Here is a 16,265-nt window from a genome sequence, read left to right as displayed (position 1 = left end):
AGATCAGGACTTCTGGCCATCGACGGTCGGCCCCGACGTGGGCGAGCCGCTAACATCCCGTTCCGGAGCCGACACGTTACGGAGGTCGTCGATGTCCCGGCCAGTCGCGTACCCCGCCGTGGCCGTCCTGGCGACGCTCCTCGTCACAGCGGTTCCGGCCGCACCGGCGGCGGCTCGCGCGCCCGCCGGCTGCGCCTCGCCGCCCGCGCCGGCCCGCCCGGTCGCGGGCGAGCCGTGGCCACAGCAACGGTACGCCCCGGATCGGCTCACCCCGCTCGCGACGGGTGCCGGGGTCGTGGTCGCGGTCGTCGACTCGGGGGTGGACCGGTCCCACCCGCAGCTGGCCGGGCGCGTTCTCGACGGCGCCGATTTCCTCGACCGGGGCGGGGACGGCACCCGGGACTGCGCCGGCCACGGCACCGGGGTGGCGAGCATCGTCGCCGCCGCGCCGCAGCCCGGCATCGCGTTCCGCGGTCTCGCGCCGGACGCGCGCATCCTGCCGGTACGGGTGAGCGAGCAGCAGGTCGTCGAGGGGCGGGAGTCGGGGCGTACGGTCGACGCGGCCGGATTCGCCCGGGCCATCCGCTGGGCCGTGGACCACGACGCCGACGTGCTCAACCTCTCGGTCGTGCTGTACGCGGACGACCCGGCCGTACGCGCCGCCGTCGCCTACGCGGTGCGGCGGGACGTAGTAGTGGTGGCCGCCGCCGGGAACCTGCACGACAACGGGGATCCCCGGCCCTACCCGGCGGCGTACGAGGGGGTGCTCGGCGTCGGCGCGATCGGGCGGGACGGGACACGCTCGGCGTTCTCCCAGACCGGCCCGTACGTGGATGTGGTCGCCCCGGGGAGCGAGGTGCTGATGGCGGCGCCCGGGGCGGGACACCAGCGCGCGGAGGGGACCAGCTACGCCACTCCGTTCGTGGCCGGCACCGCCGCGTTGCTGCGCCAGTACCGGCCCCGGCTGAGCGCGGACGAGGTGACCGGCCGGATCGTGGCCGCCGCCGACCCGGCACCGGGGCGGGACGCGGGCTACGGCGCGGGGGTGCTCAACCCGTACCGGGCGGTGACCGAGTCGGCCGGGGCGGTGGAATCCCGCGCCCGGCCGGGCGCCGTGCTTCCCGTCGATCGGCCGGACCCGGCCGCGCTGGCCCGCCAGTCCCGCCGGGACACGGCCCGGGACCGGGCGCTGCTGGCCGCCGCCGTCGCGGGCGGGGCGGTGGCACTCGTGGCGGCGCTCGCCCTGGTGCTGCCGCGCGGCGCACGCAGGCGGTGGCGGGCGGCGGGCCCGGCCGCTCCGAGGTGACCGCCGGCCACGTGCGGCGCCGCCCGGCCCGGGTCACCTGACCGGGCCGCGCGGCGTCGGGTCACTGGAACAGGTTGGCGTTGCGCTTCTCGGTGTCGAGGTAGTCGGTCGCGGAGTCCTCGACGGCGAGCTTGATGTCACGCAGCATCGCCTGGAGGTCCTGCGAGGCGGCCCGCCAGCGGGACTGCCGCACCTCGTACGCCTCGCGGGCTTCGCCGTTCCAGCTCGCCACCAGCGGGGCGGCGTCGCGTTCGAGCTGACCGAGCTGGCTCTCCAGCGTGGACAGCGCCCGTTGGATGTCGGCGCCCGCCTGTTGCAGGGCGGCGAAGTTGACGACCAGCACACCGTGCTCCATGGATTCGATCCTTCCGGTTGTCAGAGCGGCAGCTGGATGCCGCGGTTGGTGCCCGCCACCCGGCCGGCGGCCTCGGTGTCGGAGACGTCGTAGTGGCGGCCGGCGCTGCGGATCGCGGTCGCGGTCTCGCGCAGCGCCCGCTGCAAGGCGGCCTGATCCTGCGCCCACTGCTGCTTGACCTGGGCGAACGAGCGCCCACCGGCGCCCCGCCAGGCCTGTTGCAACACCTCCAGCTCGGCCATCAGGCCGCTGAGCATGGTCTGGAGCGACTGGTCGACCTGCTCGAACTTCGCGGCGGTCTGCTGCATCACCGCGGCTTCTGCCTGGGTCTGGGACATCCCGGACGTCACCTCGTCTCCTCGGTCGTGGCTGGCCACCGTGTGACCACCGTGGACTCGTCGGCGGGGCCCGGGGCCGGTGGAAGGGGGAAGCCCGGCGGCGGCGGACACGCGACTCGACGATTTCGTCGCTGACGGTAGCCGTCCGACTTCGGTTCTGCTACCCCTCCGGGCTCCCCTGTGGACAACTCGCCCACTACGATGAGCCACGGCAGCGTCACGCGGAGGTCCGGCGAGGAGGTGCGGTGACCGCGAGCACGTCCGAGCGGCCCGCGTCCGTCGCGGCCAGCACGCCACAGTGGACGACCCGTCCGGCCGCGCGGCTGCGCGCCGGCCAGATCGTGGCGACCCAGGTCGCGGCGGCGGTGCTGATCGCGACCGCCGGGCGGGGTGTGGTGCCGACGGCCGTCGCGTTGCTCTCGGCGGCCCTGCTGCTGCCGGCCGCGTGGGTACGGGTACGCGGGCGCTGGCTGCACGAGTGGCTCGTCACCGCCGCCGCGTACCTGACCCGGCGTCGTGCCCTGCCACCGGCGGCCGATCCGGCGGCGCTGCTGGAGCTGCTCCGGCCGGGCTCGGTGGTCGGCGCCACGGAGGCGTCCGGCGGCGCGGCCGTGCTGCACGACGCCGCCGGACTGACCGCGCTGCTGGAGCTGGGCGACCCGGACGACCTGCTCGGCGACCACGCGCACGAGCTGCCCACGCCGTTCGGCCTGCTTCCCCCGGCCGGTCCGGACGCCCCCGCGATCCGGCTGCAACTGGTGTTCTCGTCGTCGCCCGCACCGGCGCCCGCTGTCGCCGCCGGTCCGGCCGGGACGTCGTACCGCCGGCTCACCGACGGGCGGGTGGCCGGGCGGGCGCGCGTGGTGCTGGCCGTCCAGGTGCTGCGCGCCGACGGCTGGCCGGACGAGGACCTGTCGCGGGCGCTGTCCGGCACGCTGCGGCGACTCGTCCGCCGGCTCGGCCCGCTCACCGCCCGGCCGCTGGGCGGCGACGCGGCGCTGCGGGTGATCACCGAACTGGCCCACCACGAGCCCGGCGCCCCGGTACGGGAGACCTGGCCCCAGCTCACGGTGGGTGGCCTGACGCAGGCCACCTGGCGACTGCGCCGGTGGCCGGATCCGCGTGGCGAGGCGGCCCGGGGGCTGGTGGGACGGCTGCTCGCGCTGCCGGCCACCGCCACCACAGTCGCGCTCACCGCCGGTCCGCGCACCGGCAGCGCACCGGTCCCGGCCGAGCTGGCGGTACGGGTGGCAGCCGGGAGCGCGGCCGAACTGTCGACGGCCGAACGCACGCTGCGCCGGATCGCGGGTGACGTCGGTGGCGAGTGGCGCCGCCTCGACGGTGAGCACCTGGCCGGGCTGGCCGCCACGCTGCCGTTGGCGGTGTCCGGTGGGGCCGCCTCCCCGGCCGGGTCGCCGCCACCCGCACTCGACCTGCCCCCGGCCACCGCCGGCCTGATGGTGGGTGCGAACCGGCACGGCGCTGCGCTCACCGTCCGCCTGTTCCGCCCGGCCACGACCCGGGTGCTGCTCGTCGGCGGTGTGCCCGCGGCGCAGTTGCTCGTGCTGCGGGCGCTGGCGCTCGGCGCGCGCGTGGTGGTGCAGACCGGCCGTCCCCGGTTCTGGGAACCGTTCGTGCGGGGTGTCGGGACGGTCGGCGGTGGCGTACCGCTGCTCCCGCCGGGCCGTCCGGTCGGTGGCGCGCCCGGCTCGCCGCTGCACCCGCTGCTGGTGGTGGTGGACGCCGGGCCGGTGCCGCCGGAGGCCGGACCGGCAGCCGCCTGGCAGTCGGTGCTGGTGGTCCGCGACGAACTGACCCCGGCCGACACGCCCGCGCTGGCCCGCGCCGACCTGGCGGTCCTGCAGCCGCTCGATCCGGACGAGGCCGCGCTGGCGGGCGCGGCGCTGGGTCTGGGCGGCTCCGCGGAGTGGCTGACCCGGATCCGAGACGACATGGTGGCGGTGGTCAACCGGCGGGCCCTGCGGTGGGCGCTGCTCTCGCCCACGCCTGTCGAGTCGCAACTGGTCGGCCGACCCGCCCGGCACTGACGGGCCACGCGACTTCCCCTGGTGGTACGGCCGTGGCACGATCCCGGCCATGGGTTTCCTGAAGGGTCTTCTGATTCGCGTGGGTTCGACGGCGGTGGCGTTCTGGCTCGCCACCCTGCTCATCCCGGGCATCTCGCTCGACTCCGGCTCGGCCACCGAGACGGTGATCACGCTGGTGCTCGTCGCGGTCATCTTCGGCGTGGTGAACGCGGTGCTCCAGCCGATCATCAAGACCGTGGGGTGCGGCTTCTACCTGCTGACCCTCGGCCTGATCGCGCTGGTCGTGAACGGCCTGCTCTTCCTGCTCACCAGTTGGATCGCCGGTGAGGCCGGACTGCCCTTCCACGTGGACGGGTTCTGGCCGGAGGCGGTGCTGGGTGCGCTCTTCGTCGGCATCGTCACCTGGATCCTCGGCGCCGTCCTCGACCGCGACTGACATCGGGCCCCGGCCGGCCGCCGTGGCGACCGGCCGGGGCCACCAGGCCAGCAGCGGAGAATTGGCTGGCGAGGGTGCGGGGCGGGGGTACTAGCCTCGGCCGAGTGTTCACAGTGACGCGCGCGGACGGCTACGAGATCAGCACCGACCCGGACCGGATCGACCTGGACCGGGTGCACGTCTGGCTCGCCACCGACGCGTACTGGGCGCTGGGGCGGGACCGGGAGACGGTGGTGCGCGCCTTCGCCGGCTCGGTCGGCTTCGGCGTCTACCGGCTGGCCGACGGACGGCAGGTCGCGGTCGCGCGGGTGGTCACCGACGGCGCCACGTTCGCCTGGCTCTGCGACGTGTACGTGGACCCGGCCGAACGGGGTCGCGGGCTCGGCACCTGGCTGGCCGGAGCGGTCCGCGACCACCTGGGCGAGCTGGGCGTACCCCGGATCCTGCTGGCCACGCTGGACGCGCACGGGGTCTACGCGAAGATCGGCTTCCGGCCGGTCGCGGCGGATCGGTGGATGGAGCTGGATCAGCGGGTGACGCCGGTCACCGATAAGGACCAGGAGAGCGGTTCACCACTTACTGTGGAGCGGTGAACCAGCTCCGGCTCGGCTACCTGTACGGCGTCGGCGCGTACCTGATCTGGGGTTTCTTCCCGCTCTACCTGAAGCTGCTGCGCCCGGCCGGGCCGGTGGAGATCCTCGCGCACCGGATCCTCTGGTCGGTGGCGTTCGTGGCGTTGCTGCTGGCCGCCACGCGGCACGCCGACTTCCTGCGCAAGCTGGCCCGGCGGCCCCGGGCGCTCGCCGGCATCGGGCTCGCCGCCGCGCTGATCGCCGTCAACTGGGGCACGTACATCTACGGCGTGAACTCCGACCGGGTGGTGGAGACGGCGCTCGGCTACTTCATCAACCCGCTGGTTTCGGTGCTGTTCGGCGTGCTCGTGCTGCGGGAACGGCTGCGCCGGGCACAGTGGGCGGCACTCGGCGTCGGCGCGCTCGCGGTGGCGGTGCTCACCGTCGACTACGGCCGCCTGCCCTGGCTGGCGCTCACCCTGGCGTTCAGCTTCGCCGGCTACGGCCTGGTCAAGAAGCGGCTCGCGCTGCCCGCCACGGAAGGGCTGTTCGTCGAGTCGGCGGTGCTGGCGCTGCCCGCCATGGCGTACCTGGGGTGGCTGTCGGCGCGCGGCGACTCGACGTTCGGGCACGTCTCGGCCGGGCACACCGGGCTGCTGGTGCTCGCCGGCGCCGCCACCGCGATCCCGCTGCTGCTGTTCGCCGGGGCGGCGAACCGGCTGCCGCTGTCCACTGTCGGCATGCTCCAGTACCTCGCCCCGATCCTCCAGCTCGGCTGCGGCGTGCTGATCTTCCACGAGCCGATGCCGCCGGCCCGGCTGGCCGGATTCGCCCTGGTCTGGCTCGCCCTGGTGGTCTTCACCGCCGACGCCCTGCGCCACTCCCACCGCACCCGCCAGGCCGCCCGCACCGCGCCCCCCATCCTTTCTCCCCGCTGATCTTGCAGTTGCCGCCCCGGCGAAACGGGTGACAACACCCGCGCCGAGGGCCGCAAGTGCAAGATCGCCGGGGAGAAAGGGCCTCAGCGGAGGTCGTAGGCCAGGACGGGGGAATTCGCGCCTCGGAGCAGCTCCAGGCGGACCAGCTCACCCTTGGTGAAGCGGGTCACGCCGGAGAAGCGCAGGTCGTCGCCGGGGGCGGCGAGCCACGAGCCGATCTGCTCCGTCGCGCCGTCCGGGCCGTGCGCCACCAGCCGGAACGTGTACGCCTCCCGGTGCCCGGCCCGCCTGTCGTACCCGCAGTGCATGGTGACCTCGGTGCCCCACGGCGTCTCGGTCAGCCCCACCTCGGCGTGCACCGGCACCGTACCGGCCACCGGCCGCATGGAGGCCAGCGTCACCGGCGGCTTGGCCGGCTCGGCCGGCGACTGCACGAGCCCCACCCCGACGCCCGCCAGCACGGCGAGCGCGGCGGCGGCGAGCGCTGTCAGCGCGTACCGCCGGCGGGAGCGGGACCGGTCTCGGCGCTTGCGCTCGCGCGCGGCGTCGAGCAGCGCGGGCACCCGCGACGTCTCCGGCCCGACCTCCAGGAACTGCTCCAGCCCGGCCGGGTCGAGCCGCCCCAGCAGACCGGGCAGCACGGCGATCTCGGCCACCGCCTCCCGGCACTGCGCGCACCCGGCCAGGTGCCGCTCGTAGGCGACCCGGTCCGCCGGGGCGAGGGCGCCGAGCACGTACGCCCCGTCGTCGTGCGCGAACTCGCAGCGTGTCATCCGGTCACCCCCATCTCGGCCAGCGCCAACCGTAGTGAGCGCAGCGCGTAGTGGGTACGCGACTTCACCGTGCCCGGCGGTACGCCCAGCCGCGCCGCCGCCTCCGCCACCGAACGCCCCTGGTAGAAGCACTCGACCAGCACCTCCCGGTGGGTCGGGCTGAGCCGGTTGAGCGCCTCCGCGACGGTCCACGCCTCCACCGCGCGCTCGGTCTCGTCGACCGTCTCGGCGGTCTCCGGCAGTTCGTCCGTGTACACCTCGCCCACCCGGGCCGAGCGCCGCCGCCACGCGTCGATCGCGAGGTTCCGCGCCGTGGTGAACAGCCAGGCGCGTACCGAGCCGCGCCGCGGGTCCAGCGACTCGGGGTGCCGCCAGGCACGCAGCAGCGTCTCCTGCACCAGGTCCTCGGCGCGCGTCCGATCGCCGTTCACCAGCCGCAGGGCGTGCGCGTACAGCGCGTCGGCATGCTCGTCGTGCAGGGCACGCAGCAGTTGGGCGTCGTGGTCGCTGATGGCGGTACCTCGCTTCCGGCGGCGGGGAAACCGGCGATGCGTTCGCCCTTCCATACGTGCCGTAACGCCGAACGGTTCATCCGCAGGTCAGCGCGGAGCTGTTCACGTCCGGTTCAGGTCCGGGCCGATCGCCGCTCACCGTGCCCTGGCAGCGTCCGGCGGGTGAGCGCGCGGGCCGATCAGCCGTGCGCCTTCCGACGTTGAGATCAGGAGGCTCCACCTCATGAGCGACCGGCCTCGCCTGCTTCCGCTGCTGGGTGGCACCCGCCACGGCAGCCGCGACGCGATGACCTGTCTGTACCGGTGCGGCAACGCGTGTGACCACCCGGTGCCCAACCCGACCGACAACCCGTACTTCGGCGACGTGGTCGACACCGAGATCTCCCGGCGCGGCGTGGTCCGCGCCGGCGCGGTCGGCGCGCTGGTGCTCGGCTTCGGCGGCGCCGCCGCGGGCGCGCTCGCCGGCGCCGCGCCGGCCGCCGCGGCCCCCGCCGCCCCGCCCGCACCCGGCGGCGGCGAGGTCGCCGCTGCCGGAGCGGGCCGCCCGGGTAGCGGCGCGCTGACGTTCAAGCCGATCCCGCCGAACAAGCTCGACACCCTCGTGGTCCCGAACGGGTACGACCACTCCGTGGTGATCCGCTGGGGTGACGAGGTCGTGCCCGGCGCGCCCGCGTTCAGCCTCGGCCGGCAGACCGCCGCCGCCCAGTCCAAGCAGTTCGGCTACAACAACGACTTCGTCGGCGTACTCCCGATCGACCGTCGGCGCGCGCTGCTCGTGGTGAACCACGAGTACACCAACGAGGATCTGATGTTCCCCGGCTTCACCAGCCAGGACGCGCTCACGGTGGAGCAGGTGCGGGTGGCGATGGCCGCGCACGGCATGTCCGTGGTGGAGCTGGAGCGGGTGGAGAACACCGGGCAGTGGCAGCCGGTACGACGCGGCCGGCGCGAGTACAACCGCCGGGTCACCGCGCTGGCCACGAAGTTCGAGCTGACCGGCCCGGCCGCAGGCTCGGCGTGGCTGCGTACCGCCGCCGACCCGAAGGGCCGGACGGTGATCGGCACGCTCAACAACTGCGCCGGTGGCGTCACCCCGTGGGGCACCGTGCTCTCCGGCGAGGAGAACTTCAACCAGTACTTCGTCGGCGGCGACGGCGCGCCGGAGGAGCAGAAGCCGAAGCTGGCCCGGTACGGCATCCCGACCGACGTGCGCCACCCGAGCGGCAGCCGCAAGTGGGAGCGGGCGGACGAGCGGTTCGACCTGGCCAAGCACCCCAACGAGGCGAACCGGTTCGGCTGGGTCGTCGAGATCGACCCGTTCGACCCGCAGGCCAAGCCGCGCAAGCACACCGCGCTGGGCCGGTTCAAGCACGAGGGCGCGAACGTCATCGTGGCGCGCAACGGCCGGGTGGTCGCGTACATGGGCGACGACGAGCGCTTCGACTACCTCTACAAGTTCGTCTCGGACAAGAAGTTCATGCCGGGCAGGTCCTCGGTGGCGCGGCGGCACAACCTGACGCTGCTGGAGTCGGGCACGCTCTACGTCGCGAAGATCGAGGGCGACAGCCCGGCCGCCGAGATCGACGGTTCCGGCACGCTCCCGGCCGACGGCGGGTTCGGCGGCCGCGGCCGCTGGATCAAGCTGGTCAGCGGCAACCGCTCGTACGTCGACGGCATGACCGCCGCGGACGTGCTCACCTTCACCCGGCTGGCCGGGGACAAGGTCGGCGCGACCAAGATGGACCGGCCCGAGGACGTGGAGCCGAGCCTGCTCACCGGCAAGGTCTACGTGGCGCTGACCAACAACAGCGACCGCGGCAAGGCCGGCAAGGCCCCAGCCGACGAGGCGAACCCGCGCAACAGCAACCGGCACGGGCAGATCCTGGAGCTGGTCGAGGACCGCGGCGACAACACCGCCGAGACCTTCGCCTGGTCGCTGCCGATCGTCTGCGGCGATCCGGCCGACGCCTCCACCTACTTCGCCGGGTACGACAAGACGAAGGTCTCGCCGATCTCCTGCCCGGACAACGTCGCCTTCGACGCCACCGGCAACCTGTGGATCTCGACCGACGGCAACGCGCTGGGCAGTAACGACGGCTTGTTCGCCACGGCTGTCGAGGGTCCGGAGCGGGGCCACCTGAAGCAGTTCCTCACCGTGCCGCTGGGCGCGGAGACCTGCGGCCCGTTCATCACCGGCGACAACCGCTCGGTGTTCGTGGCCGTGCAGCACCCGGGCGAGGTCACCGGCGCGTCGGTGGAGAACCCCGCCTCCACCTGGCCGGACGGCGACTTCGCCAAGCCCGGCGTGGTGGTCACCTGGCGCCTCGACGGCGGCCCGGTCGGTAGCTGACCCATCCCGGGAGCGGTCCGGCGCTGGACCGCTCCGCGCGGGGCCGTCGACCCACCGGGTCGGCGGCCCCGCGTCAGTTCTCGGCGGCGATGCCGCCGGCGACGGCGTGCGGCTCGTCAGTTCTCCGAGGCGATTCCGTCGGCGATGGCGCGGGCGGCGGTGAGCAGCTTGGCGCGGACCACCCGGGCGGAGGTCATCATCTCGCCGGCCGGCAGCGCGCAGGCCAGCACCACCCGGCGCTCGATGTCCTTGTCCGGGGCCACGAGCACCGCGGCGCACGCCACGCCCTGCCGGAACTGCCCCAGCTCCAGCTGCATGCCACGCCGGTCCCCGGCGGCCAGGTCGGCCTCGAACGCCTCGACCGTGGTGAGGGTGGCGGTGGTGAACGGGCGCATGCCGTACTCGCGCAGGTAGCGGAAACGCTGTTCGGTGGTGAGCGTGGCGAGCAGGCTCTTGCCGAGCGCGGTGGCGTGCGCGCCCTCGTCGAAGCCCGGCACCAGGTCTTCCATGTAGGGCGAGCGCGGCCCCTCGGCGGACGCGGTCACCGCCACCTGCCCGCCGACGAAACGGCCGAGGTAGTGGCTCCAGCCGGTGTCCGACGCCGCGCGGCGCAGCGCCTCGCCCACCGCAGGCGGCCCCCGGAACGCGGTGACCAGCTCGCGGTAGCGGTCGGCCACCTCCAACCCCACGATGTACGTCCCGTCCTCGCGCCGGATCACGTAGCCCTCGTACGCGAGCGTGCGCACCAGGTGGTAGGTGGTGGCGACGGTCAGCTCGCAGCGCCGGGCGATCTGCTTCACGGTGAGCCCTCTCGGCGCACGGCCGACCGACTCAAGGACTCGAAGCGCGCGTGACACGCTGCGGATCAGGTCCGAGGGTTCCGCCAAGGGGTCGCGCACAACCACCTCCGCCGCCGGGGACTTACACCATATGAAAAACCGGCCGAGTGCGAAATGCCTGTTCGGATGGAGGATGCCAGAAGACCGGACACGGAACGTGTGTCGACGGACACGATGAGCAGCCAAAACGTTCGGCGTAAGGTGTGCTCGCGATGACTGAAACAGTTTCGCGAGCCGCCCCTCCGGCGTCCCGCCACGCCGTCACGGTCGGCGCCGGCGCCACGCTCACCACGATCGTGTGCGTCCTGCCCGTCTTCCTGGTCGGTGGGCTCGCCGTCCAGCTCGCGGACGAACTCCGCTTCAGCCCGGCCGGGCTGGGCCTGGCCGTCTCGATCTACTTCGGCGTGAGCGCGCTCGCATCGGTGCCCTCCGGCACCCTGGTCGAGCGCTTCGGCCCGGCACCGGTCGCCCGGGCCGCCGTCCTGCTCTCCGCCGCCTCGCTGCTCGCCGTGGCCGGGCTCGCCCGGTCGTATCCGGTCCTGGTGGCGCTGCTGGCCCTCAGCGCCGCCGCCAACGCCCTCGGGCAGCTCGCCAGCAACGCCGCGCTCGCCGAGCACGTACCCGCCCACCGGCAGGGCCTCTCGTTCGGCGTGAAGCAGGCCGCCGTACCGGCCGCCACGCTGCTGGCCGGTCTGGCGGTACCCACAGTCGCGCTCACCGCCGGCTGGCGCTGGGCGTTCGTGGCGGCCGCCGTGGCCGCGCTCGCGGCGCTGCCGGCCGTACCCCGGTCCGGGCGGGACCGGCGGGCCCGGACCGCCTCCGGCCGCCGTCCCGGCGGCACCGGCCCGCTCGTGGTGATCGGGGTGGCCGCGACGCTCGCGGCCGCCGCGGCGAACGCCCTCGGCACGTTCCTGGTCGACTCGTCGGCGGCGCGGGGCCTCTCCCCCGGCCTGGCCGGGCTGACGCTGACGTTGGGCAGCGTGGTGTGCGTGCTCGCCCGGGTCGGCGTCGGCTGGCTGGCCGACCGGCGCACCAGCGGGCACGTCGGGCTGATCGCCGGGATGCTGCTGACCGGCTCGATCGGCCTGATCCTGCTCGCGGTGAGCGGTTCGGCACCGCTGGTCGTGGGCGTGGTGCTCGGCTTCGGTCTCGGCTGGGCCTGGCCGGGGCTGATGAACTTCGCCGTGGTCCGCCTCCACCTGCAGGCCCCGGCCGCCGCCACCTCGATCACCCAGACCGGCGTGTACGCGGGCGGCTGTCTGGGCCCGCTCGGGCTGGGCGCGCTGGCCGGAGCGGCGGGCTACCCGGCGATGTGGCTCACGGCCGCCGCAGCGATGCTCCTGGCCGCCCTCCTGATGCTGCTGGGCGCCCGCCTCCTGCGCCCCACCCCCGCTCTTCCCTGACCGTCCGCCCCGACCCCGAGCCCCGTCGCGACGATCATGAAGTTAGCGGCGCGACACGCCGGGTGGGCGACCGTCAACTTCATGATCCACGAGAGCCCGGACGGGCGGTGAGAGCCCGAGCGGGCGAGGGAGAGTGGGGGTCAGCTGGTGCGGTCGGCGATGTAGTCGCAGAGCGACTCCAGCGCGCGACGCGCCGGGCCCTCGGGGAGCGGAGCCAGCCGGGCCCGTGCGTCCTCGGCGTAGCTGCGCACCGTCTCCCGGGCACGCTTGAGCGCCGGGGACTCCCGCAGCAGGCCCAGCGCCTCGGCGTGCAGGGCGTCGTCCACCAGCGGGCCGGTGGCCAGGAGCTCGCGCAGCCGTACGCTCGCCGCGTCCGCGTCGTCGGAGGCCATCGCGTAGAGCACCGGCAGGGTGGGTACGCCCTCGCGCAGGTCGGTGCCGGGTGTCTTGCCGGACTGGACCGACTCGCTGGCGATGTCCAGCAGGTCGTCGGAGAGCTGGAACGCGACGCCGATGATCTCGCCGTACTCGGCCAGGGCCTCGACGTGCGCGGGCGCCGCGCCGCCGAACATGCCACCGAAGCGGGCCGAGGTGGCGATGAGCGAGCCGGTCTTCTCGGCGATCACGTGCAGGTAGTGCGCGACCGGGTCGGTGTCGCGCGGGCCGACCGTCTCGGCGATCTGGCCGTGCACCAGCCGGGCGAACGTGCGCGCCTGGAGGCGTACCGCATCGGGGCCCAGGTCGGCGGCGATGTCCGCGGCCCGGGCGAAGAGGTAGTCGCCGACCAGGATGGCCACCGAGTTGGTCCAGCGGGAGTTGGCGCTCGGGGCGCCACGACGCACTGCGGCCTCGTCCATGACGTCGTCGTGGTAGAGGGTCGCCAGGTGGGTGAGTTCCATCACCACGGCGGCGGGGACGACCTGGGCGGCGTCCGGGTCGCCGAACTGGGCGCCGAGCGCCACCAGCAGAGGGCGGAACCGCTTGCCGCCGGCCTCGACCAGATGGCGGGACGCCTTGGTCACCAGCGGGTCGGCGCTCGCCACGCTCGCCCGCAGGCTCGCCTCGACCCGGTCGAGCACGCCCAGCACTGAGGCTTCGACGCGCGGGTCGGCGAGGTGCAGGCCGAGCGCGCCGAACTGACCTGAACGCTCGCCAGCCGGGTTCGCCACGTCCTCAACCATGCCACACCCGTTCGACCTGCTCGTCGACGGGGATACGCCGGGGGCCGGCACGCCACGGCGTGCCGGCCCCCGGTGGGATCACCGTTGTCATCTGACGAATTCGGCGGCACCGGTGGTCAGGTCGAGCAGCGGGCCGGGCACCACGCCGAGGACCAGCGTGGCGAGCACGCCGATGACCAGCGCGGCCGACGTGAGCGCGCCCGGCACGGTCACCGTCGGAGTGGACTCGCCCGGCTCGGACAGCCACATCATCACCACGACCCGCAGGTACGGGAAGGCCAGCACCATGCTGGTCAGCACGCCGGCGATCACCAGCCACGCCTGGTTGGCCTCCAGGGCCGGGCCGAAGACCGCGAACTTGCTGGTGAAGCCGCTGGTCAGCGGGATACCGGCGAAGGCCAGCAGGATGAACGTGAAGATCGCCGCGAAGAACGGCGAGCGGCGGCCCAGCCCGGCCCAGCGGGACAGGTGGGTGGCCTCCCCGTCGGCGTCGCGCACCAGCGTCACCACGGCGAACGCGGCGAGCACCGAGAAGCCGTACGCGGCCAGGTAGAACATGGTGCCGGAGAGCCCTTCACGGCTCGGCGCCAGCACACCGACGAGCAGGTAGCCGGCGTTCGCGATCGACGAGTACGCCAGCAGGCGCTTGATGTCGGTCTGGGTGACCGCCAGTACCGCGCCGACCAGCATGGTCAGCACCGCGATCGCGCCGAGCACCGGCGTGAAGTCCCAGGAGGCCCCGGCGAACGCGACGTGGAAGACGCGCAGCAGCGCGCCGAACGCCGCGACCTTGGTGCAGGCCGCCATGAAGCCGGTGATCGGGGTCGGCGCGCCCTGGTAGACGTCCGGCGTCCAGACGTGGAACGGCGCGGCGGCGGCCTTGAACAGCAGGCCGATGGCGAGCAGCGCCATGCCCGCGAACAGCAGTACCGGGCTGGACGGCGAATCGGTCACCGCGGCGTGCACGGTGGCGAAGTCGACACCCGCCCCGCGACCCGGGATCCCCGAGGTGAAGCCGTAGATCAGGGCGACACCGAACAGGAAGAACGCTGAGGCGTACGCGCCGAGCATGAAGTACTTCAGCGCCGCCTCCTGGCTCAGCAGACGCCGGCGGCGGGCCAGCGCGCAGAGCAGGTAGAGCGGCAGCGAGAAGACCTCCAGCGCGATGAACATGGTCAGCAGGTCGTTGGCCGCCACGAAGATCAGCATGCCGCCGATCGCGAACGACATCAGCGGGTAGACCTCGGTGGCGCCACCGACGCCCTCGGCCTGCCGCCGGTCCTCCGCCGACTCGGCGGTGACGGCGGCGTGCGCCACGAAGGCGCCGCCCCGCTCCACCGTGCGCTCGCCGACCAGCAGCAGCGCCATCACTGCGAGCACCAGGATGGCGCCCTGGAGGAACAGCGTCGGCCCGTCGATCGCGATGGCGCCGCCGACGGTGATCAGCCGGTCGTCGGCGTTCAGGATCACCATGACGATCGCGGCGAGCATCGCCACCAGGGCGAGCCCGAGTTGCACCACGTTGCGCAGGCGGCGCGGCACGAACGCCTCGACCAGGACCCCGAGCAGCGCCGCGCCCAGCATGATCAGGATGGGAGCGAGCGCCGCGTAGTCGATCGACGGCAGCTTGAGCTCGGTCATTTTGCGGCCTCCTGGACGCTGCCGACCTCAGGGGCGGGATCGGACTTGCCGACGTCCTGCATGGTCGCCTGGACGGCGGGGTTGATGACATCGGTGACCGGCTTCGGGTAGAAGCCGAGCAGCACGATCAGCGCGATCAGCGGCGCGACGACCACCTTCTCGCGCAGGGTGAGGTCGCGGCGCATGCCCTCGACCTCGGTCAGCGCCGGGTTCAACGTGCCCTGCGTGGTGCGCTGCACCATCCACAGGACGTACGCCGCCGCCAGGATGATGCCGAGCGTGGCGATCACCGCGACCGGCTTGTTGACGGTGAACGTGCCGATCAGCACCAGGAACTCCGAGACGAACGGCGCGGTGCCCGGCAGCGCCAGCGAGGCCAGACCGGCGAAGAAGAGCACACCGGCGAGCACCGGCACCAGCTTCCCGGCGCCGCCGAAGTCGCTGATCAGCGCCGAGCCGCGCCGGGCGATCAGCATGCCGACCACGAGGAACAGCAGGCCGGTGGCCAGACCGTGGTTGAGCATGTAGAGCACCGCGCCGGTGCCGGCCTGGGTGGTGAACGCGAAGATGCCGACGCCGATGAACCCGAAGTGCGCGATCGAGGTGTACGACACCAGCCGCTTCAGGTCGTTCTGGCCGACCGCCAGCAGCGCGGCGTAGATGATGCCGATGACGCCGAGCGCCAGCGCCCACGGCGCGAACCACCGCGACGCCTCCGGGAACAGCGGGAGGCAGTAACGCAGGATGCCGAACGTGCCGACCTTGTCCAGCACGCCGACCAGCAGCGCGGCGGCACCGGCCGGAGCCGCGCCACCGGCGTCCGGCAGCCAGGTGTGGAACGGGAAGAACGGCGCCTTGATCGCGAAGGCGACGAAGAAGCCGAGGAACAGCCAGCGGGCCGTGTCGGTGGCGAACTCCGCCTGGCTCAGCGTCTGCCAGTCGAAGGTCTTCCCGCCGACCACCCAGAGGCCGATCACCGCGGCCAGCATGAACAGACCGCCGACCAGCGAGTAGAGGAAGAACTTCACCGCCGCGTACTGCCGCTGGTGGCCGCCGTAGCTGCCGATCAGGAAGTACATCGGCACCAGCATGACCTCGAAGAACACGTAGAACAGGAAGACGTCGGCGGCGGCGAAGACGCCGATCATCGTGCACTCGAGGACGAGCAGCAGCGCGAAGTACGCGGGCACCGAGCGCTTCGACGCCTCGGCGTCGTGCCAGGACGCCAGGATCACCAGCGGCACCAGGATCGCGATCAGCATCAGCATGACCAGCGCGATGCCGTCCACCTCGAAGGTGAAGTTCACGCCCCAGTTCGGGATCCACGGGTACGACTCGCGGAACTGGAACCGGTCACCACCGGTGGAGAAGGCGAACCACATCACCACCGAGAGCACCAGCACCAGCAGCGACCAGCCGAACGCCACCAGCTTGGCCAGATCCGGGCGGCTGCGGGGCAGCAGTGCCACCACCAGTGCGCCGACCAGCGGCGCCACGGTCAGCACCGAGAGGAACGGGAAGTTGGACATTATTCGGCCTTACCTCCGTCGTGACTGCGTGGCCCGCCGGCGGG

General features: G+C 73.4%; 15 protein-coding genes. 7 read left to right on the top strand and 8 right to left on the bottom strand.

The window, feature by feature from the left end:
* Nucleotides 1-91 precede the first annotated feature (91 nt).
* Nucleotides 92-1,306 (top strand): type VII secretion-associated serine protease mycosin, encoded by a 1,215-nt coding sequence (mycP, locus tag KSK32_RS14350; protein ID WP_216931671.1) that lies wholly within the window; start codon nucleotides 92-94, stop codon nucleotides 1,304-1,306.
* Between the two features lie 61 nt (nucleotides 1,307-1,367).
* Here mycP and KSK32_RS14345 read toward each other — a convergent pair whose 3' ends face one another.
* Nucleotides 1,368-1,661 carry a WXG100 family type VII secretion target gene (locus KSK32_RS14345; protein WP_013473567.1) on the bottom strand — a complete coding sequence of 98 codons (294 nt, stop codon included), beginning with the start codon at nucleotides 1,659-1,661 and terminating at the stop codon, nucleotides 1,368-1,370.
* Between the two features lie 20 nt (nucleotides 1,662-1,681).
* Entirely contained in the window at nucleotides 1,682-1,999 is a 318-nt protein-coding gene (locus KSK32_RS14340) for a WXG100 family type VII secretion target (protein WP_018787788.1), read from the bottom strand.
* A gap of 245 nt (nucleotides 2,000-2,244) precedes the next feature.
* On the opposite strand from KSK32_RS14340, the gene eccE reads away from it, so the two are divergent.
* The 4 genes from eccE to rarD all read left to right on the top strand — a co-directional run bounded on the left by eccE (nucleotide 2,245) and on the right by rarD (nucleotide 5,993).
* A complete protein-coding gene (gene eccE / locus KSK32_RS14335; RefSeq protein ID WP_216931670.1) occupies nucleotides 2,245-4,047 on the top strand; it encodes a type VII secretion protein EccE in 1,803 nt (600 codons plus the stop codon).
* A gap of 49 nt (nucleotides 4,048-4,096) precedes the next feature.
* Nucleotides 4,097-4,483: a phage holin family protein gene (locus tag KSK32_RS14330; RefSeq protein ID WP_216931669.1), complete on the top strand. Its 387-nt coding sequence runs from the start codon at nucleotides 4,097-4,099 to the stop codon at nucleotides 4,481-4,483.
* 104 nt (nucleotides 4,484-4,587) lie between these two features.
* A complete protein-coding gene (locus tag KSK32_RS14325; RefSeq protein ID WP_216931668.1) occupies nucleotides 4,588-5,076 on the top strand; it encodes a GNAT family N-acetyltransferase in 489 nt (162 codons plus the stop codon).
* A complete protein-coding gene (gene rarD / locus KSK32_RS14320; protein ID WP_216931667.1) occupies nucleotides 5,073-5,993 on the top strand; it encodes an EamA family transporter RarD in 921 nt (306 codons plus the stop codon). Before KSK32_RS14325 ends, rarD begins: the two co-directional genes overlap by 4 nt.
* 83 nt (nucleotides 5,994-6,076) lie before the next feature.
* Here rarD and KSK32_RS14315 read toward each other — a convergent pair whose 3' ends face one another.
* Together KSK32_RS14315 and KSK32_RS14310 are read right to left on the bottom strand one after the other, a co-directional pair.
* Nucleotides 6,077-6,766 carry an anti-sigma factor gene (locus KSK32_RS14315; protein ID WP_216931666.1) on the bottom strand — a complete coding sequence of 230 codons (690 nt, stop codon included), beginning with the start codon at nucleotides 6,764-6,766 and terminating at the stop codon, nucleotides 6,077-6,079.
* Nucleotides 6,763-7,332: a sigma-70 family RNA polymerase sigma factor gene (locus KSK32_RS14310; RefSeq protein WP_018787794.1), complete on the bottom strand. Its 570-nt coding sequence runs from the start codon at nucleotides 7,330-7,332 to the stop codon at nucleotides 6,763-6,765. Before KSK32_RS14310 ends, KSK32_RS14315 begins: the two co-directional genes overlap by 4 nt.
* A 169-nt stretch (nucleotides 7,333-7,501) precedes the next feature.
* Between KSK32_RS14310 and KSK32_RS14305 the strand changes: the two genes are divergently transcribed.
* The gene (locus KSK32_RS14305) at nucleotides 7,502-9,628 is read left to right on the top strand and encodes a PhoX family phosphatase (RefSeq protein ID WP_216931665.1); all 2,127 of its coding nucleotides are present in this window, start codon (nucleotides 7,502-7,504) and stop codon (nucleotides 9,626-9,628) included.
* Between the two features lie 116 nt (nucleotides 9,629-9,744).
* Here KSK32_RS14305 and KSK32_RS14300 read toward each other — a convergent pair whose 3' ends face one another.
* Nucleotides 9,745-10,527: an IclR family transcriptional regulator gene (locus tag KSK32_RS14300; protein ID WP_026268458.1), complete on the bottom strand. Its 783-nt coding sequence runs from the start codon at nucleotides 10,525-10,527 to the stop codon at nucleotides 9,745-9,747.
* Between the two features lie 152 nt (nucleotides 10,528-10,679).
* Here KSK32_RS14300 and KSK32_RS14295 point away from each other — a divergent pair, with 152 nt between their 5' ends.
* On the top strand, nucleotides 10,680-11,870 hold the full coding sequence (locus KSK32_RS14295) for an MFS transporter (RefSeq protein ID WP_216931664.1): 1,191 nt from the start codon (nucleotides 10,680-10,682) through the stop codon (nucleotides 11,868-11,870).
* A gap of 140 nt (nucleotides 11,871-12,010) precedes the next feature.
* Here the strand turns inward: KSK32_RS14295 and KSK32_RS14290 are convergent, their stop codons facing one another.
* The 3 genes from KSK32_RS14290 to KSK32_RS14280 form a co-directional block, all read right to left on the bottom strand.
* On the bottom strand, nucleotides 12,011-13,051 hold the full coding sequence (locus tag KSK32_RS14290; RefSeq protein WP_216931663.1) for a polyprenyl synthetase family protein: 1,041 nt from the start codon (nucleotides 13,049-13,051) through the stop codon (nucleotides 12,011-12,013).
* An 87-nt stretch (nucleotides 13,052-13,138) separates the two neighbouring features.
* Nucleotides 13,139-14,692 (bottom strand): NADH-quinone oxidoreductase subunit NuoN, encoded by a 1,554-nt coding sequence (nuoN, locus tag KSK32_RS14285; RefSeq protein WP_216931662.1) that lies wholly within the window; start codon nucleotides 14,690-14,692, stop codon nucleotides 13,139-13,141.
* Nucleotides 14,689-16,221, bottom strand: a complete 1,533-nt coding sequence (locus tag KSK32_RS14280; RefSeq protein WP_018787800.1) for an NADH-quinone oxidoreductase subunit M — start codon at nucleotides 16,219-16,221, stop codon at nucleotides 14,689-14,691. Before KSK32_RS14280 ends, nuoN begins: the two co-directional genes overlap by 4 nt.
* Between the last annotated feature and the right edge of the window lie 44 nt (nucleotides 16,222-16,265).

It is taken from the genome of Micromonospora sp. WMMB482 (assembly GCF_019038635.1).
In the GTDB taxonomy this organism is placed as follows: domain Bacteria; phylum Actinomycetota; class Actinomycetes; order Mycobacteriales; family Micromonosporaceae; genus Micromonospora; species Micromonospora marina.
Note: the sequence above shows the minus strand (reverse complement) of the source record. Positions and strands in the feature narration are given on the sequence as shown.

Excerpts from the sequence above, each read along its gene's own strand:
- mycP (WP_216931671.1), top strand. The coding sequence starts at position 92 with ATGTCCCGGCCAGTCGCGTACCCCGCCGTGGCCGTCCTGGCGACGCTC.
- KSK32_RS14345 (WP_013473567.1), bottom strand. The coding sequence starts at position 1,661 with ATGGAGCACGGTGTGCTGGTCGTCAACTTCGCCGCCCTGCAACAGGCG.
- KSK32_RS14340 (WP_018787788.1), bottom strand. The coding sequence starts at position 1,999 with ATGTCCCAGACCCAGGCAGAAGCCGCGGTGATGCAGCAGACCGCCGCG.
- KSK32_RS14330 (WP_216931669.1), top strand. The coding sequence starts at position 4,097 with ATGGGTTTCCTGAAGGGTCTTCTGATTCGCGTGGGTTCGACGGCGGTG.
- KSK32_RS14315 (WP_216931666.1), bottom strand. The coding sequence starts at position 6,766 with ATGACACGCTGCGAGTTCGCGCACGACGACGGGGCGTACGTGCTCGGC.
- KSK32_RS14310 (WP_018787794.1), bottom strand. The coding sequence starts at position 7,332 with ATGGAAGGGCGAACGCATCGCCGGTTTCCCCGCCGCCGGAAGCGAGGT.
- KSK32_RS14305 (WP_216931665.1), top strand. The coding sequence starts at position 7,502 with ATGAGCGACCGGCCTCGCCTGCTTCCGCTGCTGGGTGGCACCCGCCAC.
- KSK32_RS14295 (WP_216931664.1), top strand. The coding sequence starts at position 10,680 with ATGACTGAAACAGTTTCGCGAGCCGCCCCTCCGGCGTCCCGCCACGCC.
- KSK32_RS14290 (WP_216931663.1), bottom strand. The coding sequence starts at position 13,051 with ATGGTTGAGGACGTGGCGAACCCGGCTGGCGAGCGTTCAGGTCAGTTC.
- nuoN (WP_216931662.1), bottom strand. The coding sequence starts at position 14,692 with ATGACCGAGCTCAAGCTGCCGTCGATCGACTACGCGGCGCTCGCTCCC.
- KSK32_RS14280 (WP_018787800.1), bottom strand. The coding sequence starts at position 16,221 with ATGTCCAACTTCCCGTTCCTCTCGGTGCTGACCGTGGCGCCGCTGGTC.